Annotated in this window: 12 protein-coding genes; 7 read left to right on the top strand and 5 right to left on the bottom strand. The window is 59.9% G+C overall.

The window, feature by feature from the left end; all coding sequences use genetic code 11:
• Positions 1-30: 30 nt before the first annotated feature.
• The gene (locus C1722_RS14115; RefSeq protein ID WP_180995273.1) at positions 31-1,479 is read left to right on the top strand and encodes a helix-turn-helix transcriptional regulator; all 1,449 of its coding nucleotides are present in this window, start codon (positions 31-33) and stop codon (positions 1,477-1,479) included.
• A gap of 79 nt (positions 1,480-1,558) precedes the next feature.
• Here C1722_RS14115 and C1722_RS14110 read toward each other — a convergent pair whose 3' ends face one another.
• Entirely contained in the window at positions 1,559-2,011 is a 453-nt protein-coding gene (locus tag C1722_RS14110) for an Hsp20/alpha crystallin family protein (RefSeq protein ID WP_102380412.1), read from the bottom strand.
• A 209-nt stretch (positions 2,012-2,220) separates the two neighbouring features.
• Here C1722_RS14110 and C1722_RS14105 point away from each other — a divergent pair, with 209 nt between their 5' ends.
• Complete coding sequence (locus tag C1722_RS14105) at positions 2,221-2,736, top strand: metallophosphoesterase family protein (RefSeq protein WP_102379995.1); 516 nt, start codon at positions 2,221-2,223, stop codon at positions 2,734-2,736.
• A 68-nt stretch (positions 2,737-2,804) separates the two neighbouring features.
• On the opposite strand, the gene C1722_RS14100 is transcribed toward C1722_RS14105, so the two are convergent.
• From C1722_RS14100 to C1722_RS14090, 3 genes are all read right to left on the bottom strand, one after another.
• Positions 2,805-3,377, bottom strand: coding sequence for a beta-class carbonic anhydrase (locus C1722_RS14100; protein ID WP_102379994.1), 573 nt, complete (start codon positions 3,375-3,377; stop codon positions 2,805-2,807).
• A gap of 112 nt (positions 3,378-3,489) precedes the next feature.
• Positions 3,490-4,104: a nigerythrin gene (ngr, locus tag C1722_RS14095; protein WP_425319384.1), complete on the bottom strand. Its 615-nt coding sequence runs from the start codon at positions 4,102-4,104 to the stop codon at positions 3,490-3,492.
• 231 nt (positions 4,105-4,335) lie between these two features.
• A complete protein-coding gene (locus C1722_RS14090) occupies positions 4,336-5,919 on the bottom strand; it encodes an FAD-dependent oxidoreductase (RefSeq protein ID WP_102379993.1) in 1,584 nt (527 codons plus the stop codon).
• 180 nt (positions 5,920-6,099) lie between these two features.
• Between C1722_RS14090 and C1722_RS14085 the strand changes: the two genes are divergently transcribed.
• The 3 genes from C1722_RS14085 to C1722_RS14075 all read left to right on the top strand — a co-directional run bounded on the left by C1722_RS14085 (position 6,100) and on the right by C1722_RS14075 (position 9,991).
• Positions 6,100-6,714: a TetR/AcrR family transcriptional regulator gene (locus C1722_RS14085; RefSeq protein ID WP_180995271.1), complete on the top strand. Its 615-nt coding sequence runs from the start codon at positions 6,100-6,102 to the stop codon at positions 6,712-6,714.
• Positions 6,715-6,976: 262 nt separating this feature from the next.
• Positions 6,977-8,416: an aminopeptidase gene (locus C1722_RS14080; protein WP_102379991.1), complete on the top strand. Its 1,440-nt coding sequence runs from the start codon at positions 6,977-6,979 to the stop codon at positions 8,414-8,416.
• Positions 8,417-8,470: 54 nt separating this feature from the next.
• Positions 8,471-9,991: an IMP dehydrogenase gene (locus C1722_RS14075; RefSeq protein WP_102379990.1), complete on the top strand. Its 1,521-nt coding sequence runs from the start codon at positions 8,471-8,473 to the stop codon at positions 9,989-9,991.
• A gap of 513 nt (positions 9,992-10,504) precedes the next feature.
• Here C1722_RS14075 and C1722_RS14070 read toward each other — a convergent pair.
• Positions 10,505-12,373 (bottom strand): lipopolysaccharide biosynthesis protein, encoded by a 1,869-nt coding sequence (locus C1722_RS14070; protein ID WP_244902594.1) that lies wholly within the window; start codon positions 12,371-12,373, stop codon positions 10,505-10,507.
• A gap of 204 nt (positions 12,374-12,577) precedes the next feature.
• On the opposite strand from C1722_RS14070, the gene C1722_RS14065 reads away from it, so the two are divergent.
• Together C1722_RS14065 and C1722_RS14060 are read left to right on the top strand one after the other, a co-directional pair.
• A complete protein-coding gene (locus C1722_RS14065; RefSeq protein WP_102379989.1) occupies positions 12,578-13,594 on the top strand; it encodes an RlpA-like double-psi beta-barrel domain-containing protein in 1,017 nt (338 codons plus the stop codon).
• Between the two features lie 209 nt (positions 13,595-13,803).
• Positions 13,804-15,131: class I tRNA ligase family protein (locus tag C1722_RS14060; RefSeq protein ID WP_102379988.1), on the top strand; the 1,328-nt coding region annotated here is incomplete at its 3' end.

Raw genomic sequence — 15,131 nt, 5'->3', positions numbered from 1 at the left:
GCATACAATGATCGGGTGAGGAGGTGCGTGATGCGGCTACGAAACAAAGAGCACCGAAGCGGCTCGAGCGTCCTGTTGCCGAAACGCCATGCGGCTGATCTCGGATGGGGATTCATTGTCGCGTGGGGCTTGTCGATCATATTCACCGGCACGTTCACCAACGACGATGCCTCGAATCTCGGAACGTTTTGGTTGGCGTCCATGGTGGGTACTCCTGTTGGATTGCTAGCGCTTTCGCTGGCGAAGGATCCCTTCCGGAGCGAAAGGGTCGTCGATATCGCACAGATGCTGGCGCTTGCTGGAATGGTGGTCGGCACGGCAATGCTCGCGCTCTCGCTCTGGTCCGAATCCGAGCTTGTTTTCGGTATGCAGCTGTTTGGCGGCGCCGTATCGTCGTTGGGCATGGCGGTGTTCACGGTTTTATGGGGTTCGTACTACACGAAGCTCGATATGCAGCGTATCGAGCGCTCTGCAGCGTATTCTCTCATGCTCGCGTTCGGCTGTTATGCGTGCGTACTCGTTGTGCCAACATCGATTGCGATCGTGTTCATCGTGTGCCTCCCGTTTTTCTCGATTCTTTGCCTCAGGAGCCGCAGTGCGAAAGGCGGCGAAGCGGAAAGCGGGGACGACGCGGTTTCTCGCAGCGAGTTCAATGTACTGGGGTTTGTGAGAATCGGACTGGGAATCGTGGGGGCGACGACGGTTGTCTCGTTGTTTTGGAGCATGGTGAACAGCGGAACCGTGCCGTTGCCCCATAACTTGTTCGAGGCTTCCGTTTTGTCGGGGACTGCGGTTGCCGTATTGCTGATGGTGTACATGACGAGGTTTTCCCGCTCGCTTAACCTCGCAACGCTGTACCGGTGGGTGCTGCCGCTGATCGCAACGGCTTTCGCTCTGCTGTTCGTTCCGGGCGTTGCGTCGGCGCTCGTGGCCTGTTTGGTGGTGTTCGCCGCACAGGCGCTGCTCAATTTACTGACGTTCGTGTATTTTGCCGAGTTATCCAAGAGGGCGCACGCTCCAGCTCACAAGGTGTTCGGGTTGGGAAGATTTTTCCTTGAGGTGGGATTCCTTTTGGGGATATTGCTAACACCGCTGGCAATGGCTTCCGTTTCCGACTCGTGGTCGTACCATGGCGTTTTTGCGGTGGCTTTGGCGGTTCTCATCGTGCTTGTGATGGGCTCGATCGCCATCCAAGATCGTCTTGCATTCACGCTCGAAGATCGGGCGCAGCAGGTAAAATCGAGTGGCACCGACGCCCTCGAAGCAGCATGCGATGGGGTGGCGGAGCGCTACCAGCTCACCAACCGCGAGCGCGAGATCCTCACCTATCTGTCGCAAGGCTATTCGTTGCCCTATATTCGCAACGAGCTTTATATCGCACAGTCGACGATCGACACGCACGTACGACATATTTACAAAAAAATGGGCATCCACTCCAAAGAAGAGCTCATCACCGAGGTACGTGAAAGCATCGAGTGATGGGACTGCGCATTCTACGAGAAGGGCCACGCTGCGATAGCGTGGCCCATGGTGCTTGCTTTTTTCGGGATTACGGCGATTATCCTTCGATCGCGATAACCTTTTTGGTCTCTTCTATCTTTGGCTGCTCCTTTTTCGGAACGGCGATCTTCAAAAGACCGTCTTCGAACTTCGCTTTGATGTCGTCTTCCGAGATGTCCTCGCCCACGTAGAAGTTGCGGCTGCATTTTCCGCTGAAGCGCTCCTTGCGGATGAAGGTGCCTTCCTCGCTCTTCTCTTCGTGCTCGGAACTCGTCGCCGCACTGATGGAAAGGTACCCGTCTTTGAGTTCGGCGGTGACGTCATCCTTCTTGAAGCCCGGGAGGTCGATGGTGAGCTCAAAGCCCGCATCGGTTTCCTTGATGTCGGTTTTCATGAGGGTGGGCGCCGGCTTGGCGAGGGCGGTTGCATTGTCGAGAAACGTCTCGAACGGGTCGAGCATCAGTCCGTCGATGAAATCCCTGGTTCTTCTTGCTGGCAACAACATTGCGATCATCTCCATTCTCTCGAGGCGGGCTGCATCAAATGGCATCGCTTCTGTTCAGTGTGTCTGTGCCCGCGAGCTTTGTACACCTTTACGTATATCGCGCACGCAAACGGCGGTCAACGGATACGGGGCAACGGTCACTGTCTTGTTACAATGGGTTCACACGGCATCTCGCATGGCGTGCAAACGGCAGCAGAATCCCGAACGGAAGGCGCATGATCGACAAGGCGGATACCATACTGGTCGGCATCATCTCGGATACGCACGGGCGGTTGACGAACGCTGCGCTCGTGGCGTTCGCCGAGTGCGATCACATCATCCATGCCGGCGATATCGGCTTGCCCGGGGTACTGCACAGTCTTGAGGCGCTCGCTCCGGTAACGGCGGTGCTCGGCAACAACGATTTCGACGAGTACGGTGCAAGGGTGCAGCGGTTCGCCCATCCCGTTATCGGGGGCGTGAGGTTTCTCGTGGCGCACTATCCGAGCGATGTCCGCATCGGGTGGAACGGCGGTCCGGGCATAGCGCCGGGAGATCCCATCCCTCGGGTATGCGTGCACGGGCACACCCACATCCCCGAAATCGTCGCCGGGAAAGAGGCTCGGCCCGCCGATTACATCGTCTGTCCGGGGTCGGTAACCTTTCCGCGCGGAGGTTCGTTTCCAAGCGTGGCCAAACTCGAAATCGCGGGGGGCAGGGTAGCTCGCGTGTGGATCGAGGAGATCGAGTAGCGAGGGCGGCGGCTTCTTTCGGCGATCTTGCTGCTCGTTTTTCGATTGCGGTTTTCGTACGGGGTCGCCTAGCAATCGACCTGGGTTATCTCGCCTGTTTCCGAATCCATGATCCATCCGCTCACGCGGATGCGCGCAGGCATGACCGGATGCTCCCGCACCATCGCCACGCTTTCCCTCACCGCTTTCTCGGTATCGCCGAATCCCGCCAGCCAGCGGTTGAAGTCGACGCCGCAGCGCTGTGCGAGCTTGATGCGGTCGTCCTCGACTCCCAGCTCCTCCATGGCCGCGATCATGGAAGCTCCGTCCATGTGCTGTGCTCCGCAGCTCGTATGGGCGACGATCATGACGTCTTCGACGCCGAGCTCGCATACGGCGATGAGGAGCGACCTCATGACGCTGCCGAACGGGTGAGCCACTTCGGCGCCCGCCACCTTGATGATTTTCGCATCGCCGTTTTTCAGGCCGAGCGCCGCCGGAAGAAGCTCGGTGAGGCGCGTGTCCATGCACGTGACGATGGCGAGCTTCTTGTCGGGGTACTTGTCGGTGCGATAGCGCTCGTATGCCCTCTCGTCCACGAAGGCGCGATTGTGCTTCAGGATCGCATCGATAACGGGTGAAGGCGTGTTTTCTTGCTGCATTGCTACCTGGCTTTCTCATTTCGAAGCATCTAGTGTAGCGCAACAAGGTGCAAAAACGAAAGCGGCCCCGCAGAAGTTGCGGAGCCGCTCGGGGTGTTCTGTCGTTTACGGCTTAGAAAGCGGTGAACTTGTCCTTGGGCGCAAAGCAGATGGGGCACTTCTCGAAATCTTCGCCCTTGTGGATGTAGCCGCAGATGGGGCAAAGGTAGAAGGTGTCGTCATCGGCTGCGTCGAGGTTGTTGTACGCATCGAGGTAGCGCTCGGCGTGTACGGATTCGGCGAGCTTGGCGCGGGTGAACACCTGCACTGCCTTGGTCTCTCCCTCTTCCTGGGCCTTCTTGATGAATGCGGGGTACATGTCGGAGGTCTCGTAGATCTCGCCGCAGGCGCCGGAGATGAGGTTGAGGTCGCTCGCCTCGGCTGCGGGGGCGTCGGCAGAGGGCTTCTCGTAGTCGGGGTCCATCTGAGACACCAGGCCGTACTCGAGGCCGATGTGGATCTGCTCGGCGGCAGCGGTTGCCTCGAACAGGCGCGCGATCTGATCGTATCCCTGCTCCTTGGCGGCCTTCGCGAAGGCGGTGTACTTGGCGGAAGCGCCGGTCTCGCCGGCGATAGCGGCCTTCAGGTTGTCGAGCGTGGAGCCGACAACGGTCTTGCTGTCGCTTGCGATGCTGAAGTTGGTGGAGTTGTCGGGCGTAGGAATGGCGTCGCGTACCTTCATAGTCATTGAGCTCTCCTCTGTTGTTATTGGGTCTCGTCTCTTATTGAGAACTTATCTCGATAAGGTATCTTACACCGCCCGTCCGAGCATTTCAAGGGCGATGGGGCAACTGCAACGCACTTTCTGCAAGTCTGCACAACTTCTGCGTTTTGCATTCAGTTGCAAGCTTCTTCTGGCGGTGAAAACGAAGCAGCCGCAAGGGCGGCCGCTTCGAGGAGGGCGAATGTGAAGTTAGGGCTAAGCAGACAGATGCTCCGCGGCAAGCTTACCAGAGGTTGCCGCCCAGCCCTGCTGCGACCCCGAGCAGACGTCGACATCGTAATTGGCACCGTACAGCCCTGCGGCATCGCCGCCTGCCGCGTAGAGGCCGCTGATGGCGTGCCCATCGGTCGCAACCACTTGCATGGCCTCGTTGACACGCAGGGCGCCGACTGTCGTAAACAAAGTGGGGGTGATGAACGCTCCATAGAAAGGAGCCTTTTCAACGCTCAGCAGCTGTTCCGCAGGCTTTCCGTAATCCTCGTCGAGGCCCGAAGCGCAGAATTCGTTGTAACGATCGACGGTTTCTCGGAGAGCGTCGGCATCGAGGCCGAGCTGCTCTGCCAGGTCTTCGATGGTGTCGGCTTTGGCAACCCCTTTGCATGATTCGATTCCCTTGCGGCACTCGAAGGGCTGACCCACGAAGGCACCGAGATTCGGCATCGGGCAGAACGGCCCCGCTTGCTCGATGTGATCGATGTAAGCATCGTCGAAGACAACGTAATTTGCCGCATTGGTGGTCAGGACATTGCCCGTAGCCGAGAAATCGCTCGTGACGGCTTCGTTGAAGTAGCGCTCCGCTGCCGCATTCACGCGCAAGGTGGGCTGCATGGTCAGCACGAAGTTCGGAATGTCGGAAAACGCGTCGGTGTCCTCGATGCGGCCGGTGTGATACATTACAGCGCCAGGAAGATGGGTGTCGGCATTCGCGGTTCCAGTCGCGGCGAGGATGCCGTCGCCGTCGCGGCCCGTCATGCCCCAGACGTGCACGGAATCGTACGGGCGGCCGGTGAACTTCTCGAAAAGCTCGGCGTTGTTCGCATAGCCGCCGCTTGCCAGAACGACGGCCGGCGCTTCGATAAGCGTTTCGTCGCCGTCACCTCCGAGGTAAACGCCGACAACGGCATCGCCTTCGACGGCGAGATCGGTCATGGGAGCCGAGGTGCGAAACTCAACACCGAGATCCTGTGCGTTCTTCTGCAGTACGTCGAGGACGGTTTTCATGGCGGTCGGTGCACCCGTTTCATCGGCGGGCAGGTGCCACACGGGGTACGATTCGCCGAGCGCGACCACGGAGGAAAATGCGACCCCTTGGTCTTCGAGCCAGTCGATCGTACTGCCGCAATTGTCGATGAACGAACGGACTACGGGTCCGAGGCAGGCGTAGTGATGGTAGCTCATCGTGTCGGCTAGGACAGAGGCCCTGTCGACTTCGATGCCTTGCTCCGTCTGAAAGCGCGAGCCGATACCGCAAAGACCCTCGGCAAAAACCGATGTGCCGCCAAGTCCTGAGTTCTTCTCCAGGCAGACGACTTTCTTGCCGAGCTCCGCGGCTCGCAGCGCTGCGCAGGTGCCTGCGGTTCCCGAGCCGACTACGACAACGTCGAACTGCTCGGTGGATACGGGATTGTGGGCCTTCACCTTGCCTGCGGCGTCTGTCGGGGCAGTGGTTTTATCGGCTGCGGCTTCGCTGGCCGGGGAGCAGCCGATCAGGCTTCCCGCAACAACGCCGGCACCTGCGAGCAGCGATCCCGATAGAAACGATCTCCTTGTGATAGCCATGGGTTCCTCCTAACCCTTTTGGTACAGTGTACCACATTGTAATGGTACACTGTACCAAAGTCAAGCTTGGGATTGGTCCGCCCCCAGGAGGCAAACCATGGTGATGGGAACGCTATGTGCCCGTCGGATTGTTGCCGTTGCCTCGGGTATAATGGGTGTCACGAAAGAAAGGCGAGGTACATGGTTCAAACGGCTCGTAAGGGCGTATCGCTTACCAATGAAGAGCTGGCGAAAGCCGCGCTCGAGTTCGTCGACGAAGAGGGGGTCGACGCGCTGTCTTTTCGCAAGCTGAGCGAAAAGACCGGCATGCCCACGATGACTATCATGAACCGTTTCGGATCGAAGTACGACCTCATGAAGGCGGCTCTCGGGGCCATGCTCGATGAAACGGTCGTGGAGCCCGTTTCCGGGGAAACGTGGCAGGACAGTCTGCGCCGTGTCGCCCGTCTGAATCGCGCGATGGCCCTTCGCCATCCCAAGGCGTTCATGATGTTCGTGCTCGTACCCATTTTCGAATCCCCTGTACTCGAGTTTACCGACCGCGTATTCTCAACGCACGAAAGCCAGGATCTGCCCGAAGAAATGCCTTCGGTGTTCCTTTCGATGATGCATTCGTTCCTGCCGGGTTTTCAGCTAGCCGAGTCGTACGCGAACCAAGAGCGGACAAGGGGGAATGGAAGCTTTTCGACTGAAGCAGCTGAGCGATTCGACCTGTTTACCGAAGAGTCTTTCGAGCGCAATGTCGAGATTATCATAGCTGGCTTGGCGGCGAGGTACGATTTACCGCAGGAATAATCACCCTGCGTTCTTTGCCGAGCTGGGTGCCACACGTAGTTTCTGCGAAGGCCGCGGGCGTTTGGCGGGCGCCGCTCCATATTCGGCGGGCAGCCAGATTGCTCTTCGCAGCTGCAGCGTCTTTGAAGTTTCTGTGCCCGCTCATCTGGCTTCGATTTCACGAGGATAATGGTTATGAAATAAGAAGCGCATCCGCTCGATGGCGGCTTGCGGGCTCAGTGCTTGCGGGGTCGCCTGACGTGTGCATACGAAGGGAGCATCTATGGAACGTGAAAACGCATGGAAGTCGTACTCCGATGAAGATCTTGCCGCCCTCGAAACGCTTGCGCAGGGCTACATCGATTTTCTCTCCACCTGCAAAACCGAGCGTGAGTGCGCACGGTTCGCTATCGATTTGGCCGAAGAGAACGGATATGTGAGCCTGGAAGCGGCCATCAAGGAGAAGCGTCCTCTGCAGGCAGGCGATAGGGTGTGGGCGCATGCGCATGGCAAGGCGCTCATGCTGGTGGAAATCGGTTTCGAGCCGTTCGAGCGCGGGCTTAACATTCTCGGTGCGCACATCGATTCGCCGCGGCTCGACATCAAGCAGAACCCGCTGTTCGAATCGAACGGATTCGCGCTGCTCGACACGCATTATTACGGGGGAATCAAGAACTACCAATGGGTCACGGTTCCGCTCGCCATTCACGGTGTGGTGGTGAAGAAGGACGGCAGCGTTGTCGATGTCGTGGTCGGGGAAGCGGCCGACGATCCGGTGTTCTGCGTCACCGATCTCTTGATCCATCTGGCCTCCAAGCAGATGGGGAAGAAGGCCAACGAGGTCGTCGAAGGCGAGGACCTCGATATCCTCGTGGGCAACCGTCCGCTCGTGATCGAGAAGGGCGATGCAGACGACGCCGATGCGGACAGCACTCAAGCGAAGCGCGCCAAGCTCGCCGAGAAAGAGCCCGTCAAGGCCTATCTGCTCGACCTCTTGGCCGAGCGCTACGGCATAGAGGAGGAAGACTTCCTCTCCGCCGAACTCGAAGTGGTGCCTGCAGGCGCTGCGCGCGATTGCGGCTTCGACCGCTCGATGGTGCTCGGCTACGGGCAGGACGATCGCGTGTGCGCCTACACCTCGCTTCTGGCGCAGCTGGCCATCGAGGAGCCGGCGAAAACCTGCGTGTGCGTACTCGTCGACAAGGAGGAGATCGGCAGCGTCGGCGCTACGGGTATGGCCTCGCAGTTCTTCGAGAACACCATGGCCGAGGTCATGGCGCTCGCCGGCGCTCCGGGCGATCTGCCGCTCAGGCGTGCGCTTACGGCGTCGAGCATGCTCTCCTCCGATGTGAGCGCCGGGTTCGATCCCGCGTACTCGGGCGTGTTCGAAACCAAGAACTCCGCCTTCCTCGGGCGCGGGCTCGTGTTCAACAAGTACACGGGCAGTCGCGGCAAGAGCGGCTCGAACGATGCGTCGGCCGAGTACATGGCGCGCATCCGCGCCATCATGGACAAGGCGAACGTGGCGTTTCAAACGGCCGAGCTCGGACGGGTCGATGCAGGCGGCGGCGGGACGATCGCCTACATTCCGGCCAAGTACGGCATGGACGTGATCGACTCGGGCGTCGCGGTTCTTTCGATGCATTCCCCCTGGGAAGTGTCGTCAAAGGCCGATTTGTTCGAAGCATACAAAGGATACAAATCTTTTCTTCGGGAAGCGTAGTACAATAAGTGCACATTTCGCATCGTTCGAGCTGATCGCAAAGGAGCATATTCCATGGCCTATTATTTCGACGAACCGTCCCGTACTTTTAACGAGTACTTGCTGGTTCCCGGATTTTCCTCTTCAGAGTGCATTCCCGCAAAGGTGAGTTTGAAGACTCCCCTCGTGAAGTACAAGAAGGGCGAAGAGCCTGCGATCTCGCTCAACATCCCGATGGTGTCGGCCATCATGCAATCCGTGTCCGATGACGGCATGGCCATCGCGCTCGCCACCGAGGGCGGCCTCTCGTTCATCTACGGCTCGCAGACCATCGAGAGCCAGGCGGCCATGGTCGCTCGCGTCAAGGATTACAAAGCCGGTTTCGTGACGAGCGATGCGAACCTTGCTCCCACGGCGACGCTCGCCGACGTACTTGCCCTCAAGGAAGAGTACGGCCATTCCACGATGCCCGTCACTGACGACGGTTCTGCCCACGGCAAGCTGCTCGGCATCGTAACGAGTCGCGATTACCGCGTCTCCCGCATGGACCCCTCCGAGAAGGTCGTCGACTTCATGACCCCGCGCGAGCGCATGATCGTGGCGCCTGCCGATACGAGCCTCAAGACCGCTAACGACATCATCTGGGACAACAAGCTCAACTCGCTTCCCCTGGTCGATGCCGAAGACCATCTCATGTACATGGTCTTTCGCAAAGACTACGATTCCCACAAGTCCAACCCGCTCGAGATGCTCGACTCGCACAAGCGCTACCTGGTGGGCGCGGGCATCAACACCCGCGATTACGCCGAGCGCGTGCCGGCGCTCGTCGAGGCGGGGGCGGACGTTCTCTGCATCGACAGCTCCGAGGGCTTTTCCGATTGGCAGCGCATTACGCTCGAGTGGGTGCGCGAGCATTACGGCGATTCGGTCAAGGTGGGCGCCGGCAACGTGGTCGACGCCGAGGGCTTCCGCTTCCTCGCCGAGTGCGGTGCCGATTTCGTAAAGGTGGGCATCGGCGGCGGATCCATCTGCATCACGCGTGAGCAGAAGGGCATCGGTCGCGGCCAGGCCACCGCCATCATCGAGGTGGCGAAAGCTCGCGACGAGTACTTCGAGGAGACGGGCATCTACGTGCCGGTGTGCTCCGACGGCGGCATCGTCTACGATCACCATATGACGCTCGCCCTCGCCATGGGCGCCGATTTCCTCATGCTCGGCCGCTACTTCGCCCGTTTCGACGAGAGCCCCACGAACAAGGTCAACGTCAACGGCAGCTACATGAAGGAGTACTGGGGCGAGGGTTCGGCCCGCGCCCGCAACTGGCAGCGCTACGATCTGGGCGGCGACAAGAAGGGCCTCTCCTTCGAGGAAGGCGTCGACAGCTACGTACCCTACGCCGGCACGCTGAAGGACAACGTCGACCTCACGCTTTCGAAGGTGCGCTCGACCATGTGCAACTGCGGGGCGCTTACGATCTCCGAGCTGCAGGAAAAGGCGAAACTCACGGTGGTCAGCTCTACCTCGATCGTCGAAGGCGGCGCGCACGACGTCGTACTCAAGGAAAAGTCGGGCTACGGCACCGGCTCCATGCGCTAAACTGCGCAGCAACAGAGCAGATTAAGCGGGCGCCTCGGTTTTCCGGGGCGCTTTCTCTATGGTCGGCTTCGCCGGTTAATCGGCTGTGCGGCGGAATGGTCAACTTTTGTCGAGAAAACGGTTGCATTCGTCACCGCTGGCGCACTCTTCCGCAGCCGGTTTTCTGGCGATTCCCTGACCGATCTGGCACCGTGCTCTTTTCAATCGAGTAATGCACGCTTTTGTCAAGCAATTCTCGCTTTTTCAAGCGGTTTTACTTGACAAAAGCGTGCATTATCACCGTAAAGCGAAAGTCTGCCGCTTTTTCAGCGATGCCGATCGGCTCCTCGCTCGAGAGCGTCTCGTCAATCGAAACGTTGAATAACAATGCAATATCGTGCGATAAAGCGGCCGGGTTTGCCAGCCGCGCGTTTCGCCGCTCGAAGGGGTTTTGGACGACGAACGCGACCGTTTTGCTACGAACTCGGGAATCTGCCGCACAGCCGCCGCTAGAGAGCGTCCACGCCCGTGCGCCTATCGTTTGGAGTGGTTCCCGCGGCCCTCGTCCGCCTTCGAGGCCGCCTTCGCGTCCGAACCTGCGTCCGCTTTCGGGCTTGTCTTCTTTCCCGAAAGCACATCTGCGCTGGCGCGCGCACGAGAGCGCGGCGCATGGTTTCCGTACGAGGAGAACTCGGCGTCTTCGCGCGCCAAACGTTTTTCGCGTGCGGCGTTGCGGGCGGTATGGGCACCGGTTTCGGCTTTCTCAGCGGCGTTCTGCCGCGACATTTCGTAGCGGATGCGGAAGTATTCCCAGATAAGGAGTACAAACAGGATGCACATGACGATGAGGTAGCCGATAACGGCACCGGGCAGGCCCGTGAAGTTGATGAGAAGTATGGGGATGAACAGCGAGAACCCGAACGTGATGAGGTAGAGCTTCATGACCGCCTTCTGACGGCGCAGCACCGTGATCACCTGGTAGACGAACTCGATGGCCGCCGTTACGCCACCGGCTGCGAGCATGATGAAGCACAGCTCGCGGAACGGGGAGAAGTCGATGCCGTACAAGAAGCTCATGACGGGCAAGCCGATCGATCCCATGATGAGAACCATGGCGAGCGTCATCACGACGATGGCGGCAAGGATTACGACGATGATGAGGTCGAACCGCTTGCGTTTGGCGGGGTCGGCCCATACGTTCGCCATCCGCAGGAGCAGCGGCTTGTAGATGAAGCCCGCAGTGAGCAGGATGCCGTGCGCGGGGAAGTACAGCGCGTTGAAGTAGAGCTGGTTGTCGTAGGAGAGCGCGCCCTCCATGACGAATTTCGGCATGTTGTCGATCAGGTTGTACATGAACAGCGCGACGAATAGCGGGAAGCACTGCTTCAGGAGATCGAATACGCTGCCGAAGCTCCATGTGCGGGATTTGGGGGTTTCGAACAGGGCGAGCGGAAACGTGAGGAACAAAAACGTCGCCGCCGCCGCAATGGCCATCGCGATGCTCGCCGCTTCGAGGTTGCGCGATACGAACAGTACGACGCTGAACACGACAACTACCACGATCGAGCGGAACCCCTGCGAAATGCCCGCAAGGTAGAGCTTGTCGACTTGTTGAAGCCGGCCTTCGTAGACGTCGGCCAAGCCGTCGATCATCTTGTAGAGGTACACGCCTACGCTGATGAGCAGCATGGAGTCGGTATAGCCGCGGATGGCGCAGTACGACACTCCCGCAATGATCATGATGATGCAGGTGAGGATGCGGTTTATCTGATAATCGGAGAAGGAGTGCTCCTCGTTGATGTCCGAGACCTGGTAGGCGCGCACGCCGTAGTTCGCTACGAACATGAGCATGAGGCCGGTAACGAACGCGAGCGAGAACATGCCCGCCTGCTCAACGCCGACGAGCTGCGTTACGACGATGGTGAGAATGGGGAAGACCATGCCCCATATGCCCACGCCGACGGTGTTCCACACGAAGTCGCGGGTAGTGCGGTGTGCGGCGTATTCTTCTTCCTGTTCGGCGAGCGACCGGTCGGAAACGGCACCGAGCAGGCGGTTGCACCAGGCGTTGACCGTACGGGTGATGAAGTTCGGCTTGCGCTGTTTGCGCTTCTTGCCGCCCGTCGGCCGTCCGGAGGATCCGAATGCCTTCTGCTCGGTTTGGGCTTGGGCTTTGGCCCGCCGCTCTTCGGGCGAGAGAGCGCGTTTGCCCTCGCGGTCGTTCGATCGCGTTGCGTCTTCGACCCGCTTTTCGTCCCCCGATGCACGGGCAGACGCATGGCTGGTATGGGCGCGTTCGCGATTCGAGGAGCTTTCGGCATGCTCGCGTTGCACGGTGGATTCCGCGTTGAGCCGTTTCGTACGGGTATTCGGTTTATCCGGGTTGGGCAGGTGCTGATTCACCGACGAGCCCGCCTTATCTCACGCATTGTGCATACCATGCCGATGTTCGCGACTTTCTTCGATACGGGGATTGGATTACCTGGAAAGTATAGTTCATTGAACGGCATCCGCCATGCAAGCACATCAGCAATCAACAAACCGTCCGCTTTCCGTGGCGTCTAGCCGATTTTGGCATCGCGGGCGAGCAACGCTATACTGGTTTCCATGAAAACGAATACCATATCCGACCGAGCGTCCTCGGCCGTTCTTCCGAAGCGGGCGGAGCGCTTTGCGCGCACCGCGTTCGCGCTTTGTTGCGCCACCCTGTTCTGGTTCGTGCTTTCGAGCTTGCTCGGGGCGGTCGGCACGGCGTATGCCGACGAGGTGTCCGATGCCAAAGACGCCCTTGCGCAGGCAGAATCCGAGCTGGCCGATCTGCGGGAAGAGCGCGATGCGCTCGAAGCGGGGATCGCGGCGCTCCAGGAGGAGGTCGATTCCGTTGCGGCCCAGGCCATGGATGCGCAGCGTGCTTGCCAGGAGAGCCTCGATCGCCTGAAGAACAGCGCCGTGTTCCATTATAAGCTCGGGGGCGTGACGCTCTACGACATGGTGTTGTCATCGGAATCGTTCACCGATCTGCTTTCCACCGCAGACTATCTCGAGGCGATCGAAGCTTCGTTGGCATCGGAAGCGCGAGAGCAGCAGGATCGCACGACGGCGTTGAAGGATACGATCAAGGCGCTCGATGAGAAGAAAGCGGAGCAGAACGCGCTTCGGGAGGAGCTTGCGGCTAAGGAAGACGAGGCGCAGGTGCTGGTTGAGGAGGCGAGCGCTCGCGTCGACGAGGCCGAGCAGGAGCGGCTCGAAGCGCTTGCGGCCCTTGCGGCGCCAAGCGGTAGCGGTTCGGTGTTCGAGACGGGCGCAATCGACGGCAGCTGGCAACTCGGGTTCGCTTCAGCCTACAGCTTCGAGGATAACGACGGGTGGGATGCAACCGCTTCGGGCATTCCGCTCGATTGGACGTCGTATACGGTTGCGGTGCCCATCAGCCAGCGATACCTGCTCGGGCGTTCGGTGGAGATCAGCTACAACGGCATGAGTCTCGTAGCCACGGTCACCGATGTGGGCGGCTTTGCGGGGTACGGTCGCGCGCTCGATCTCGCGCCCGGTGTGTGGAAGGCGTTCGGCGCGAACTCGCCAGGCGATTGGGGCGTGCGACAGGTTGCGTACCGGTTCCTGTAGCCGCCGCGCCCGTGTGTTTCGCATCGGCTCCGCACCCATTCGCCGCATGCGGAGATTTCCCCCTGTCTGCTTCGCGAAACGGGGATTATCACTATAATAAGCACCACTTGTGATTATGCATGCTGCTGAATTGCACTGGAAATCGATCGGATGGCAGGCGGACCGGTCGGTGGCCAGGCGATCCGCGGCCCTAACGAGGAAGAAACGCTATGAGAGAATACAACCCGCATGAGATAGAGCCCCGTTGGCAGAAGATCTGGGAAGACGAGGGGCTCAATACGGTAACCGAGGACGCTTCGAAGCCGAAGAAGTACATTCTCGAGATGTTCCCCTATCCCTCGGGCGATCTTCATATGGGTCACGTGCGCAACTACACGATCGGCGATGTGCGCGCCCGTTACTTCCGCATGCGCGGGTTCGACGTACTGCACCCGATGGGGTGGGACGCGTTCGGCCTTCCCGCCGAGAACGCCGCCATCCAGCACAACAGCCATCCGGCCAAATGGACGTACGCCAACATCGACACGCAGATGGAGTCGTGCAAGCGCATGGGCTTCTCCTACGATTGGAGCCGTACCGTTGTCGCGTGCGACCCCGAGTACTATCGCTGGGGCCAGTGGATCTTCACCAAGATGTGGGAGAAGGGGCTCGTCGAGCGCAAGAACTCGCCGGTCAACTGGTGCCCGAACTGCAAGACCGTGCTCGCCAACGAGCAGGTTACCGAGGGCGAGTGCTGGCGCTGCCACGGAGCGGTGGAGAAGCGCGACCTGACGCAGTGGTACTTCAAGATCACCGAGTACGCCCAGGAGCTGCTCGACGACCTCGATCAGCTCGGCGGCTGGCCCGACCGCGTGAAGCAGATGCAGGCCAACTGGATCGGCCGCTCCGAGGGCGCCGAGGTCGATTTCATCCTGTGCGATGCGGAGGGCAACGCCCCCGAAAACCCCACCGACGACGACATCATCACCGTGTTCACCACGCGCGCCGACACGTTGTTCGGCTGCAGTTTCTTCGTGCTGGCTCCCGAGTACAAGGGCCTCGCAGATCTGGTGCGCGGAAGCGCCTACGAGCAGCCGGTTGCCGATCTGGTTTCCGCTGCCGAGAAGGTGAGCGCCGTCGAGCGCGCGCAGGGCGATCGCGAGAAGCACGGTGCCTTCACGGGCCGCTACGTGGTCAATCCTATCAACGGCGAAAAGGTTCCCATCTGGGTGGCCGATTACGTGGTGGCCGATTACGGCACCGGTGCGGTCATGGCCGTACCGTGCGGCGATCAGCGCGATTTCGAGTTCGCCCGCAAATACGATCTGCCCATCATTCCGATCATCCTGTCCGAGGACGATCCGCTCTATCCCGAGATCGGCGGCGTTGCCGAGCGCGTGCGCACGCAGGTGCCGTGGGACCACGCGTTCGATGCCGAGGGCATCCTCGTGCAGTCCGGCACGTACACCGGCATGGCGGGCGGCAAGCAATCGGAAGGCGAAGCGGCTATCGTAGCCTACCCCGAGGCCATGGGCCCCGGGCCCCGCAAGGTCGAGCT

The sequence above is a fragment of the Raoultibacter timonensis genome, from assembly GCF_900240215.1.
Taxonomy (GTDB): domain Bacteria; phylum Actinomycetota; class Coriobacteriia; order Coriobacteriales; family Eggerthellaceae; genus Raoultibacter; species Raoultibacter timonensis.
Note: the sequence above shows the minus strand (reverse complement) of the source record. Positions and strands in the feature narration are given on the sequence as shown.